The 12,169-nt window shown below is 67.8% G+C and carries 13 protein-coding genes and 2 pseudogenes; 7 read left to right on the top strand and 8 right to left on the bottom strand.

The features are described 5' to 3' along the window. Positions 1-28 precede the first annotated feature (28 nt). Positions 29-403 (bottom strand): hypothetical protein, encoded by a 375-nt coding sequence (locus ACWCPF_RS37950; protein ID WP_451049688.1) that lies wholly within the window; start codon positions 401-403, stop codon positions 29-31. Positions 404-439: 36 nt separating this feature from the next. Next, a pseudogene (locus tag ACWCPF_RS37945) lies at positions 440-871 on the bottom strand (ATP-binding protein); the annotation flags it as partial. Positions 872-1,046: 175 nt separating this feature from the next. Here ACWCPF_RS37945 and ACWCPF_RS37940 point away from each other — a divergent pair. Both ACWCPF_RS37940 and ACWCPF_RS37935 read left to right on the top strand, forming a co-directional pair. Next, positions 1,047-2,183: a tyrosine-type recombinase/integrase gene (locus tag ACWCPF_RS37940; RefSeq protein ID WP_451049687.1), complete on the top strand. Its 1,137-nt coding sequence runs from the start codon at positions 1,047-1,049 to the stop codon at positions 2,181-2,183. Next, on the top strand, positions 2,173-4,080 hold the full coding sequence (locus ACWCPF_RS37935; RefSeq protein ID WP_451049686.1) for a tyrosine-type recombinase/integrase: 1,908 nt from the start codon (positions 2,173-2,175) through the stop codon (positions 4,078-4,080). Before ACWCPF_RS37940 ends, ACWCPF_RS37935 begins: the two co-directional genes overlap by 11 nt. A gap of 2 nt (positions 4,081-4,082) precedes the next feature. Here ACWCPF_RS37935 and ACWCPF_RS37930 read toward each other — a convergent pair whose 3' ends face one another. The 3 genes and pseudogenes from ACWCPF_RS37930 to ACWCPF_RS37920 all read right to left on the bottom strand — a co-directional run bounded on the left by ACWCPF_RS37930 (position 4,083) and on the right by ACWCPF_RS37920 (position 5,442). After that, complete coding sequence (locus ACWCPF_RS37930; protein ID WP_451049685.1) at positions 4,083-4,454, bottom strand: hypothetical protein; 372 nt, start codon at positions 4,452-4,454, stop codon at positions 4,083-4,085. Between the two features lie 107 nt (positions 4,455-4,561). After that, a pseudogene (locus ACWCPF_RS37925) lies at positions 4,562-4,897 on the bottom strand (ATP-binding protein); the annotation flags it as partial. Then, positions 4,897-5,442 (bottom strand): Mu transposase domain-containing protein, encoded by a 546-nt coding sequence (locus ACWCPF_RS37920; protein ID WP_451049684.1) that lies wholly within the window; start codon positions 5,440-5,442, stop codon positions 4,897-4,899. The gene ACWCPF_RS37920 and the pseudogene ACWCPF_RS37925, both read right to left, overlap by 1 nt. A 28-nt stretch (positions 5,443-5,470) precedes the next feature. Between ACWCPF_RS37920 and ACWCPF_RS37915 the strand changes: the two genes are divergently transcribed. Together ACWCPF_RS37915 and ACWCPF_RS37910 are read left to right on the top strand one after the other, a co-directional pair. Then, entirely contained in the window at positions 5,471-5,689 is a 219-nt protein-coding gene (locus tag ACWCPF_RS37915; protein ID WP_451049683.1) for a hypothetical protein, read from the top strand. Next, complete coding sequence (locus ACWCPF_RS37910) at positions 5,686-6,048, top strand: hypothetical protein (RefSeq protein ID WP_451049682.1); 363 nt, start codon at positions 5,686-5,688, stop codon at positions 6,046-6,048. Before ACWCPF_RS37915 ends, ACWCPF_RS37910 begins: the two co-directional genes overlap by 4 nt. A gap of 266 nt (positions 6,049-6,314) precedes the next feature. Here the strand turns inward: ACWCPF_RS37910 and ACWCPF_RS37905 are convergent, their stop codons facing one another. Continuing rightward, positions 6,315-7,043, bottom strand: coding sequence for a TetR/AcrR family transcriptional regulator (locus ACWCPF_RS37905; RefSeq protein ID WP_451049681.1), 729 nt, complete (start codon positions 7,041-7,043; stop codon positions 6,315-6,317). A gap of 126 nt (positions 7,044-7,169) precedes the next feature. Here ACWCPF_RS37905 and ACWCPF_RS37900 point away from each other — a divergent pair, with 126 nt between their 5' ends. After that, complete coding sequence (locus ACWCPF_RS37900; protein WP_451049680.1) at positions 7,170-7,877, top strand: NAD(P)-dependent oxidoreductase; 708 nt, start codon at positions 7,170-7,172, stop codon at positions 7,875-7,877. Positions 7,878-8,446: 569 nt separating this feature from the next. Here ACWCPF_RS37900 and ACWCPF_RS37895 read toward each other — a convergent pair. Beyond that, on the bottom strand, positions 8,447-8,779 hold the full coding sequence (locus ACWCPF_RS37895; protein WP_451049679.1) for a hypothetical protein: 333 nt from the start codon (positions 8,777-8,779) through the stop codon (positions 8,447-8,449). Positions 8,780-9,250: 471 nt separating this feature from the next. On the opposite strand from ACWCPF_RS37895, the gene ACWCPF_RS37890 reads away from it, so the two are divergent. Next, positions 9,251-10,645 carry a hypothetical protein gene (locus ACWCPF_RS37890; RefSeq protein ID WP_451049678.1) on the top strand — a complete coding sequence of 465 codons (1,395 nt, stop codon included), beginning with the start codon at positions 9,251-9,253 and terminating at the stop codon, positions 10,643-10,645. Positions 10,646-10,655: 10 nt separating this feature from the next. On the opposite strand, the gene ACWCPF_RS37885 is transcribed toward ACWCPF_RS37890, so the two are convergent. Then, positions 10,656-11,387: a DUF6247 family protein gene (locus ACWCPF_RS37885; protein WP_451049733.1), complete on the bottom strand. Its 732-nt coding sequence runs from the start codon at positions 11,385-11,387 to the stop codon at positions 10,656-10,658. A 528-nt stretch (positions 11,388-11,915) separates the two neighbouring features. Here ACWCPF_RS37885 and ACWCPF_RS37880 point away from each other — a divergent pair. Further along, positions 11,916-12,169: hypothetical protein (locus ACWCPF_RS37880; protein ID WP_451049677.1), on the top strand; the 254-nt coding region annotated here is incomplete at its 3' end.

Below are 12,169 nucleotides of genomic sequence, written 5' to 3'. Positions count from 1 at the left end.
CACGTATTTCCCCAGGTGCTGCCGTCTTCTATCTGTCGACCGACCACGTTGTGTCGCCGGGTGGGGTGCCTGCTGTGAGGATGCGGTCGACGATCCGCAGTGCGTCGGGCAGCGGCACTGTTTCCTCGTCGAGGTACTCGTCGTGCTGGCCGTTGGCCAGGATGAAGCCCTTGCTCCGCCCGGCTGCTTCTGGTGTGACAGCGTGCTCGCCGGGATCGGCCTCGTCATCAAGCAGCATCACCATCGCGCGCTCGGCGTTCGTAATGATGGCCAGAGAACGACCATGCGAACTGGTCAGCCATGTTTCGAGCTGCCCGGCATCGATTCGCTCTCGAAGCACCGCCAGCGCCGCAGTCGGCGACGCTGGGACGGTGCCATCGCTGAAGATCCAGGACTCGGCCATGCGGATGACCTTCTCATATGCCGCGAGCGGGCTGGCCTAGCTGGTCGACGGTTTGGCAGTCCTGGGTCGCTTGTTGGGGCGGTAGCTGGGGCCGTTCATGATGACCTGATGGCTGGTGTTGATCAGCCGATCCAGCAGGGACTCAGCGACGACGGGGTTGGGGAACAGCGGATACCAGTCGCTGGGCGCCCGGTTGCTGGTGATGATCAGCGACCGTCCCTGGCGCTCAGAGACGAGTTCGTAGAGGTCGTCGGCCTGCGCCGCGGTCAGCTGGCGCATAGCGAAGTCGTCGAGGATCAGGACATCGGGGCGGATCAGCTCGCGCATGCGCTTGTCCCAGGTGCGGTCTGCGTGGCCGCCGGCGAGCTCGGCCAGGATCCGGCTGGTCTTCGCGAAGCGGACGTGGGCGCCCTGGCGGACGGCGAGGTGGCCGAGGGCCTGGGCGACGTGTGTCTTGCCGACGCCCACGGTTATCAACGGGGGCTGAGCCCCTCTCTTCTCTGTCTGCAACGAGCGTCACCGTGAGCGCTCCGCGTCGTTGATGCATTGCTATCAACGGGAGTTCTTCAACGAGACGGAACGACATCAGTGGCACACAGTTTGGCGGTCCGGCCGGCCCGCAAACGGGCAGCGGACATGGACCGTGATCGACGAGAGGTACCGGACTGTCGTGCCGGTCGAGGACTGGCTGGAGGCCCATCGGCAGCTGTGGTCACCGAACACGGTCCGCGGCTATGCGACCTCGCTGGCCCAGTGGTGGACGTTCCTCGAACAGCGTGACGAGACCGGAAGGTGGTCCGATCTCGGGGTCCCGGCGGTCGCGGGGTTCCTGTCCTGGCTGCGCAACGGCCGCACCGTCGAGCACGCCCTGGTCGAGTCCGAACATGCCCCGGAGGCGCGGACGTTGGAGGCGAGGCTGGCCGCGTTGATCTCCTTCTATCGCTGGCAGGAGGCGGTCTTCTCGGTGCCGGTCGCGGGCCGGCTCATGCGCGGGACACCGCGCCGGGCCCCGGCCCGGGGCCTGCTCGCGCACCTGGACGCCCGCACCGCTCCCGCGCCGTCCTCGCTGGTCAGGGTCCGGTGCCAGCGGCACCGTGGGCACCCGCCGCTGCTGCTGCCCACCGAGATCCAGGCGATTCTGGACGGCTGCGCGATGCCGGACGCCATGGTCGGCGAGTGGGCGGGCAACCTGCGCGACCGGCTGCTGTTCGCGCTGCTCGCGGAAACCGGGATGCGCCTTGGCGAGGCCCTTGGCCTGCGGATCTGCGATTTCGTGATGGGCCGCGGCTCCACTCCCTATGTCGAGATCGTGCCCCGGGAGGACAACACGAACGGGGCCAGAGTGAAGATGATGCGCCCGCGGCGGGTCTACGTCGGCTGCGACCTGGAGCGACTGTTCGCCGACTACCTCACCCACCTCGCCTGCCGGGCCGCCGGGTTCGGCATCGAGATCGATACCGGATCACCGTTGCTGGTGAACCTGGAACGGCCGCCGCTGCTGGCCGCCCTGCGTGAAGGGACGGTGCGGGACAAGGTGTCCGCCCTGCGCAAGAAGGGCATCGGTCCGGCGTCCTGGACGCCGCACTGGTTCCGCCACAGCCACGCGACCGCGCTGCTGCTGGCCGGGACGCCGGAGTGGGTGGTCTCCCGCCGCCTTGGTCACGCGCACGTGCAGACCACGCTCGACCTATACGGCTGGGTTCGTGAGGACGAGGCCCTGCGGGCCGCGGCGAACTGGAAGTCGTACATCTCCGCCTGGCAGGTCGACGATGGCCGGTGAACAGCGTCATCTGCACACAGCCGGCGACGAGGACCCGTTCTGGCGACTCTGGCTGGAGTTGCCAGAGCCCTGGAAGGGGCCGGTGATCGGTGACGGCATCGACGACTGGGACAGAATCACCGAGAACGGTGACCGCCGCATCGACCTGACCGGGCTGCCCGACCTGATCGCCGCCGAGCTGGCCTGGATGGCGCACTGGCAGGCGACGGACGGGACCCGCTCGTCGGTGCTGGGCACCAACCAGTTCGCGAACATCCTGCGCCGGGCGATCCGCGACAACCACCCCTTCCCGACCTACATCCGTGCCATGGGCTGGGAAACAGCGGCCGCTTTGCAGCGGTGGTTCTATGCCACCCGCTGGGGCCGGCTCCCGCCCCGCGGCAGCGTCGCCCGCCTGCGGGTGATCTTCCGCTTCTCCCGTCTGGCCCTGCTGGCCCGCTGCACCAACGGCCCCTGGTGGTCCCTGGACGAGTGGCATCCCCGTTGCGACCCGCGAATCCCGCTGGCCGAGCACGAGCCCCAGGCCCACTACGGCTGTTCGCCCTCGAAGATCGGTCAGCCGTGGCTGCGGAAGGCCGTGAAATGGTGCCTGGGCACCCAGCTGGAGGCCGGGACTCTGCGCTGGTCGACGGTGAGCCAGGAGAGGATGCGGTGCTTCGTCCGCTTCGACCGGTGGCTTGAGACCTTCACCGACCCGCTCGACGTCCTGGGCGATCCCACCCACGCGGTCCAGCTGGCCGCCGCCTTCCGCCGCTGGGACGCCGACACCGCCAACCGGCTCCTTCGCCAGAACGAGCAACGGTTCGCCGGGCAGCCCGTCCACCCCCGCCTGGTCAACGACGACCTGCGGGCCGTCGCCGAACTCTTCGCGTTCGTCGCCGCCAACCCCGCCGAGGCCCGCCAGGTCCTCGGGCCCCATCCGTGGTCCCGGGTCACCGACGCGCATGCGGCCGGCTGGTTCCGCCAAGTCTCCCGCATCCCGCACCAACGGGAACTCAATGACGAGCACTACGTCGACGACCACGCGCTCGCCCAGATTCCCGCCGCACTGCCGCTGCTCGGCCTCGGCCGCAGAGAGCAGATGCTGGTCACCCGCGGCGACGGGCAGCAGGTCACCGTCGACGGCTTCGACGACCCGCAGGCCATGCGCATGATCCTGCTGCAGATCCTCACCGGACGGCGGTCCAGCGAGATCCGCACCAGCCGCTTCGACTGCCTCTCCCCAGTCCCCGACCGGGCCGTCGACGCCGCCGATGGCGAACAGATCGCCCGCTTCCACTACGCACAGAGCAAGATCGACATTGCGCCGGACAACATCCTCGTCGACGCCGAGGTCGTCGCGGTCATCGAGGAGCAACGGCATTGGGTCCGCGACCACTTCCCCGGCATCATCCCGCGCCATCTGTTCCTGCAGCGGACCGGCAACCGCCAGGGCGACAAGCCCTACCCGTCGGGCACCTACAACTGGATGCTCCGCGAGTTCAGCAAGATCGTGAAGATCACCGACAGCAGAGGCAAGCCCGTCGGACTGAGCCACACTCACCGCTTCCGCCACACCAAGCTGACCCGACTCGCCGAACTCGGCCTGCCCGTCCACGTGTTGATGCGCTATGCCGGACACGCCACCCCGTCGATGACGATGCACTACGTCGCCGCCCGCCAGGAACACGCCGAGCAGGCGTTCCTGGCCACCGCGAAACTCCGCGCGGACGGCACCCACGTCAGCTTCTCCCGAGACGACCACGACAGCCTCCACCTGTTCAACCGGGCCGACCGGTTCCTGCCCCGGGACGCCCTGGAGCAGGCACACGGCGAGAATCTCGACCTCCGCTGCGAACTCGCCCGCCGCGGCGCAGACACCCCACCGCCACAAGCCCGAGTCATCGGACTCTGCTGACCTCACCCAGCGGTCATCAGGCCGATGAGCTCGGCATCCGTGCTCCCTGAGCGCAGCCGGACGTCGAAGTTATAGCCCTCGTCGCAATACACCAGGTCAAAGCCCGCCGGAGCGAGCCTGCGGAACACCACCGCCAACCTCACAGCGTCAGCCTCCGGGACATCCAAGTACAGACACGCCCCGTCCTGATGCAGATATGCCTCACCGGCGCCGTCTTGCGCCTCGACAAACCAGCAGAAACTCCGTGCCTCGCTGCGAGGTGTCGCATCGATCTCGACACCAGCCCACCCCGCTCGGATCGCCGCGGTCAGAGCGTCACGATCGACCTGCCACCCACCCGCGTCTCCATGGACCATCACCATGAACGTCGCCACAGCGACTGTCTATCACTACCGCCCAGGCACGGACTGCTTCTCACACTCCATCGATCGCAGAAGCGTCCTGAGCTGGAATGTCAGCCAGAAACAGAAACCAAACCGGGGACAACCACGGGACCGAACAAAATGACCGACTCGCCCGCGTGCAGCCAGCGAAGGGCGCCGAGGTCGCGGATCTGGGCCGCGGGCAGCTTCGAGGAGGCGGTGAAGTCGAACTCCTCCAGGGTGACCTGCTGCTCGAACTTCGCCCGGTTCAGACGCCGTTGGAAGGCGACGGTCTCGCGGCGGGTGATCTCGTCCTGGCAGAGGACCTGGAGAAAGTCGAGGTGGCCGAGCTCGCCGCCGTGGGCCTGGGCGAGGCGGGCGTCCAGGGTTTCCAGCATCCCCGAGAGCCGCAGCGACTTCAGCGACTCGCGCAGGGCGGTGTCCATCACGCTCATCAGATGCTTCCCTCAGCTTCGCCGTGGACCTGGTCGTCGCGGAGCTCGTCCGCCGTGTCGGGGGGTGTCGCGGAGGCGAACAGCCGCTTCGGTCCGTGGAGGAAAGCCGCGGCTCCCGCATCGCCGCTGGTCTCGGGCTCGGGATCGGTCTCGGTGCCGGCGATCAGGATGCCCTTGACGGTGCGGTAGGACGGGTCTCCGACCGCGATCGCCCTCGCGCAGGCGGCCTCCAGCCGCGTCTCGCCGTATTTCTTGCGCAGTCCGAGAACTCCCTGGGCGGCGCGGAGCCGGTAGAGCGCGTTGACCTCCAGCAGTTGGTCGACGACCTCGCGGCAGGCGTCGCCGATCTCGGACGCCTGGGTGCGGCACCAGATCGGCGTCTTCATCTGGAAGGCGATCTTCTCCGGCGGGTAGTCGCTTCTGTCGGTGCGTTTGCCCTGCTCAAGTGCCGCGTGAGTCTTGACCAGTTCACCGTCGAGGAAGACCTGGACCGTCGTGGCGGTGGAGCGGACATCGACCTTCCGGCCGATCAGTTTCCATGGCACTCAGAGCACCGGCAGCTACCTCCAGGACATGGGGGCGGCGGGGAGCGTCCCGGACTCCGGCCGGCTCGGGCCGGAGCTGTCCCACGAGATCCGGGGTCTGCGGGCCTGGCTTCCCCTGCACCTGCATGGGGTGGACGCCTTCCGCGAGGCCCTGGACGAGAAGCTCGACCTGGCCGAACACGTCCACGGCCGCTGTCCGGCGTCGCGGAACTGGAGGTCCCGCAGCGCCCGGACCTGTCCACCGTGATCTTCCGCCTCCGCCCCGCCGACGACAGCCGGGCCGCCGCCGAGCGGGCCGACGAGGCGAGCCGCCGTCTGCTGGAGCAGGTCAACGGCCACCAGCGCGTCGTGCTCTCCAGCACGGTCGTCGACGACCGGTGCACCCTGCGCGTCTGCGTGGTCTCCCACCGCACCCACCACGACCGCATCACCGAGGCGCTGCAGATCATCACTGCCGAGGCCAAGCGCCACACCACCGCGCAGCGATCTCCGGCCACCTGCGATGCTCAGAGCTGTCCCGTCTCAAATGATCTGTCCCCGGCCCAGACCTGTGACCTGGGGCGACCAGATCAGTTGAGACGTGCGGATGCCGGGAATCCCGGTTGATCTGGTCCGGCGCGAGTGGATGCCGGATGTTGTCTCAGCTGTCCTGGTCCGGCTCCGCTGTTTCGAACCGCCGCCCTGCTTGGCAGCGGCTCGGAAGTCCACTGCCCTCCGATCGCCTCCCGAAGGCCTTTTGCGGCTGCCCGACCCGCTCGCCCCGGCGAGCGAAGCGGTTATCCAGGTCATGCAGGCGAGCCACGAACCGGTCCATCACCGCGTCGAAGGACAAGAACATAATCTCGCATGCCCGTGCTGTACCCAAGGGGGCTTCAGCTGCGCAGCGGAATGTCCAACGACCGTACGAGCTGGGTCACTTCCTCCCGGAAGAGCTTGTCCGGGCTGGTCGTCTGGGTGCGCAGATGGCCGTAGACCTCCAGTGACACCAGGCCGTGCAGGCGCCCCCAGATGCGCAGGGCGAGCGCGACGGCGGCGGGCGGCAGGCCGGGGAAGTCCGCGCGAACCTTGTCGACGAGCCCGGCCTCGAAGTCGGACCACTCGAACTCGCTGCGCTCATGGAGGTGTTCGGCGTACGGCCAGGCGGCTGCCGCCAGCGCGGTGAGCCCGGCGCAGACCCGGTGGGCGGCCTCCGGGGCGGCGCCTCCGTGGGGGGTGTCGTAGCCGGGAACGGGGTCGCCGTAGACGAGCCGGAAGCCCTCGGGGTTGGCCAGGGCCCAGTTCCGGAAGGCGCCGGCCCAGCCCAGGATCCGGGTGGCCGGGCTGTCGGCGGAGGCGCACTCCCACGCGGTGTCCACGGCGTCGGCCAGCTCGGTGTACACGTCGCCGATGAGCACGGTGACCAGGTCGTCGCGGGTGGCGAAGTAGCTGTAGATGGCGTTGGCCGTCATGCCCATCTCGCGGGCGATGGCCCGCAGGGTGATGGCTTCGGGCCCGCCCGAGGCCATCAACTCCAGTGCCACGTCCTTGATTTCGGCCGTTGTCTCGGCCCGGAGCCGCTCGCGCCGCCCCGTGCGTCCCGCCCTGCTCTCCGTACCCGCCACCCAGGCACTCTACAGCGTTACCCGATTTGATGGCCGTATAGAAACTTCACGGCGTATAGTCACCGCACGGGCGCAACCGATCCGGTTGACCGCGCCCTCGTGCCGCATGCGAGTAGGGGGAGAACCATGCACATCGGAGTCGTCGGAGCCACGGGGACCATCGGCAGCCGGGTCGTTGCCGAGGCCCTGGAACGGGGGCATCACGTCAGGGCGTTCAGCCGCGACGCGTCGCGGCCACGGGCCGACGAGAAGCGGGACAACATCACCTGGGCGAGCGTCGATGTCCTGGACGCTGCGAGTATCACGGCCGTGCTGCCCGGCCTCGACGTGCTCATCAGCGCCTACCAGCCCGGCAACGCCGCCAAGGACTTCGAGGACACCGTCCGGCGCTCGATCGGCGACCCCACGACCCACTCCACCGTGGCGCACGCCCTGACGAAGGCGCTGGCGAGCCACCCGCGGACCCGGCTGATCGTGATCGGCGGCGCGGGCAGCCTGGAGGCCGAGCCCGGGCTGGCACTCGCCGACTCGAACGAGCGCATGCACGAGATCCTCGACCAGCTCGGGCTGCCCCGCGCCTACGCGGCAGCGGCGCGCGGCGCCCGTGACGGCTTCGACGTCCTGCGCACCTCGAACCGGCTGTGGACCTACTTCAGCCCCGCCATGGAGATCGCCCCCGGCGAGCGCACCGGCCGCTTCCGCATCGGCGGCGACCAGGCGGTCCGCGACGCGGAGGGGCGCAGCCGCATCTCGGCGGAGGATGCGGCGGTCGCCCTGATCGACGAGGCGGAGTTGCCGCAGTTCGTGCAGCGGCGCTTCACGATCGGATACTGAAGAGACGTGGTGCTCCAAGGCCCTGGCCCGCCACAGCCGCGGCCGGGGCCTTCGTCCAGGCCGTACCGCAGTGTCGGTTCCCGCCGGTGCCGCGATGCTGTCCGGCCTTCGGGCAGGTCGAGTCCCCGAGTGAGAGGGCGAAGCGGCCTGGCGACAGGCGACGTCATCCGTGCACGGCTGAGAGCCACAGTGGTACGCCCACACCGCGTCACAGAGGTTGGCGAGTCAGGCCACCTGAGACCGCCAGCGAATTGGACCAGTTCTTTTGAGACGGGGGCCAGTTCCTCGGAGACGGGACAATGTCCTCCCGTGCACCAGGGCGTGCGCGGAAGTGCCCCGTGCCACTGGATCTTGACCGTTTGCCATCGGACTTTGACCGACGCGAGATTGCGTCATCGGAGTTTGATCACCTCAGGTCAGAGGCTTGTCACCTAAGCGCTGGCCGCCCTCCTGATCTTCACCACGCGGCGGCCACCCTTCTCAGCCTCCATCTTCTTGATCACCTCGCACCCTTACAGTCCACCCTGCCCACCAGGCGAAACAGACTGTGTGCCTCACAGGAACCGTGGCTACAGGGACAGGACCCTGCCATACAGGGCGCGGCGGTCCCCGCACATTGCGTAGCGGCGGGCCGCGAGGCCGCGCTCAACGGGCTCGCCGATCTGTTCGCACAGCAGCGCCAGGACGCCGGTCGCCGCCTCGGTGTCGGACAGGTAGGCCGGCGCGACCTCCAGCATCAGCTCGCCGATCTCGTACGTGCTGGCGAAGAAGTCGTCGGTGAGCCGGCGCCCCGCGGCGACCAGGGGATCCGCCGACGGACCGGCGGGCGGCGGAGGCGGGGGCGGGGGCTGTGCGGACGTCGCGGACGGACTGGCGGACCACCGCGCGCACCGTCGGCTCATCGAGGGCCTGGAGGCCACTGTGGGCGAGTGCGGCAAGGCGGCGGGTGATATGAAGCTCCGCGACGACGTCCGTACGGCCGGAGACGGCGATCAGGGCGCGCTGGGACAGGCCGTAGTCGAGCGCGGCCGCGGCGGCCGGGCCGGTGTCTCGCGTGCGAGACGTCTCGGTGCCGGCGGCGACCGCGCCGTGGATTGTGGCGAGGGAGCGGACGACGTCGAGCAGCCGGTACGCCTGGGCGCGGCTGATGCCGAACTCCGCGTCGCAGTACGACTCCCAGTGTGGGCGTTCTCCAACGGCAGCCCCGCCAGATGGCCCCACTGCGTAGCCCGTACCCCCCCGGAGGTACATATCGAACATTTTCCCCCTGGCTCATGCAGAGTGGGGGCGTGGGCTGGCTGAGTAGCATTGGAAATGGTGTCGCTTCCGCCGCTGGCGCGGTCGGAGATGTAGTCGAAGGTGCTGTCGACGCGGTGGCTGACACCGTCGGGGACGCCGTCGACACATGGGTCGACGGCGTGCAGGACGGCCTCGGCTGGACCAGCGGGTGGGTGTGCAAGCACGCTGGCGCTTTCGGGTGCAGTGTCGGCAACTTCTTCTTGGGGGGTCTGTCAGGGCTCCTAGAGGGCCTGCAGGACATTGCAGACAAGAGTCTGGACATCGTCAAGGATCTCGGCGGGCTGGCCGGCGCTCTCCTACACGGTGACCTAGCCGGCTTCTTGAGAGGCTTGGGCGACCTTTTTCTCGATGGAGTGGAGCTCGTGATCAACGGCATCCGCTTCGCCACACTCGGCACGGTCTTCGGGGGAATCCGTGATGCCTCGCAGGCTGCGGCCCTGCGACGCTTCGTCGAGAAACGCGTCAACGAGCAGTTCGCCACCAACCCGCCACAGTTGGCGCGGATCCGCCAGCACCTCGGACTGGACGGTGTTTCGTGGGGGCTGCCACTCGACGCGACGCACAGGGTCTTCCGCCTCGATTCGGCGACGACACCACTCTGGGAGTGGCACAAGAAGGGGATCATCGACCTCTATGCCATGGCGGGGCTGCTCAGCTTCGACTCGTTCACCATCGTCCGCCGACGCACCATGGTGCGCTCGGTCGGCGATGACGGAGAGAGCAGCCTGCCGATCAGCCGCTGGACGCTCGCGCGCTACATCGACAGCGATGGCAGGGAAGGCCGCATCCGTGCCTACGCCCTGACGCCAGCAGGGGTCAAGGATGCCGTCCAGGTATCCGTTGCAAAATTCAAGAAGCTCGGCATCAAGCTCAGGTGGAACGACGGCGGACGCTTCGAGTACTTCGTCAATAATGCAGTTCACCCAATCAGCACGCTCGAGGAATTTAACTTCGACCGCAACACGCTCGGGGTATACCTCCTGAGCTCGGGCCTGCGCAACAACCCCCCACTCGAGCAGTGCAACCTTCTGGCGTCGAGCGCCTTCGGTCTCGTCGAAGGGTTGGGACAAACCGCAGGCCGCGACATCGACGAGGGGAGCGACGCGACCCCCTGCGCGGTAACGCCGAACCGAAACGACAATTGCTGCGTGGCGGTGAACCTGCGCACGGGCTCGGGCGTGATCTACCACGATGAGTGGCCGCGCAACTTTTTCCGCTACGTCCTGACTCACGAATGCGGACACTACGTAGGTCTGTGCCACTACGGCCATGACGGGTTCCAGAACATTATGTTCACACTCGATGAGCAGGCGAACCTGTCGCTATGGGACTGGGGGCTCTTCAACTACTACCTCGACAACGAACCGAGCTTCTCACTCGACGACGCCAAGAACGTGTGGCGCTTCCTGGTGACGAACATGGTGCAGTGCCTCGACCCGGATCCCGGGCCAATCGTTGAATTGCCGTGACCATGGACGGTCAGTAACCTCCAGGAGGCGGATCGAGGAGCTCGCCGAGGGTGAAGCCGGAGTGGTGGAACGGGGTGGGGCTCCCGGGGGTTGCCCTTGGAGTAGACCTGGATCGCCATGAAGGCGAGGGTGTTGGCGCCGGCTTGGTGGTCGCCGGCGGTGGCGGAGGCACGTAGCGCGGTGATGTAGAAGCGCTGGGCACGTGCGTGGTGGCCGGTGTCGAACTGGAGCCAGCCGCACATGCGGGCGGACTCCGCGAGCAGGGACAGCAGCCCGGCACCGGCGCACGAGGGCCGGGCTGTGAAACTCCGCAGTTTCCGACCAGCACTCTGGCTGGAACACGGCGGGCCGCACAGGGTGCAGGCTGGCGGTTCGTGCGAGTACCGCCACCGCAGTCCGCCGACTCACTACGGTCAGCGCATGACCAGTGATGGTGTAGTCGTGGACGAGGCAGTCCGCGCAGCATGGGACTTATACCGGATCTTAGAGAAGCGCACGCCAGAGAAGGAGCGCCAGCAGGCGCAGCAGCGTGTCCAGGCCGCGATACCTGGACGACCTCGTACAGTCCGGCGAGCGAGAACGTCCGACGCGACTCTTCCAGCGCCGCCGTCCACTCCTGCTTGAAGGCCGGCACCCACCGCTCCGCGCGCCGGTCGGCGCGCAGCTGTGCGAGCAGTTCGGCCGGAGCTGCCGGGGCGGGGGCGTGCGGGGTGACGGGTGCGTGGTCGGGCTGCGCGCTCATCGGCTGTTCCTCCCGGCGGGTCGTACCGCCAAGGTAGCCGCCGCCGGTATGGCGGAAGAGGGGTTCGGTGGTCACTGCTTCAGCTCCTCTTCCCAATTAAGGAAGTCGGAGGCTTCTTGCTCCTGGCGCTGGTATTCCGTCTGATGCCTTGCGGTTCGCCTCACGTTCCGCGTTATTCCTTCGGGTTCGGGAACGGGTAGTTGTGCCGACGCAGGGTAGGTGTTGCCAGCGGCAGCTGTCGACCTGCGTTTTCGCGTCAGAGAGGCGCAGTGGTTGTCACCGGATCGGCGTGCTGCCTGTCATGCCATGGGATCGGCAGAGTGACTGCCACCGGGCATGCCACGGAGGGCACCAGAGGTCACCTGCAATGGCTTGATCGAACGCCGGGGCGAATCTGCTGTAGTCCTGAAGGGTGACACAGGGCTTTTCCGGCCCTTGTCGCGTGTTGGTGGGGAAGGGATTTGTCGGCCCAAGAAAAAGATCGGCGGCACCCCGCGCGGGCACCGCACGTCAGAAGTGGAGTCGGCCTTGGCACCTGTACCGAACGGCGTCTACATGATCGCCCGTCCCGGCGAGCAACTGCTCACGATGCTGGAAGGGTCGTCGCAGCCCAAGACACCCGTCGTGCTGCTGCCGCCCACCGGCAACCCCGGCGAGCAGGAATGGCAACTGGAGGTACTCAGCAACGGCAACTGCACGATCCGCAATCTCAGGAGCGAAACCTACCTGTCCTTCGACGGTGCCCCGGAGACGAACAAGCCGGTCGTCGGCTACCCCGAGCC

The sequence above is a fragment of the Streptomyces sp. NPDC001858 genome (assembly GCF_053594615.1).
Note: the sequence above shows the minus strand (reverse complement) of the source record. Positions and strands in the feature narration are given on the sequence as shown.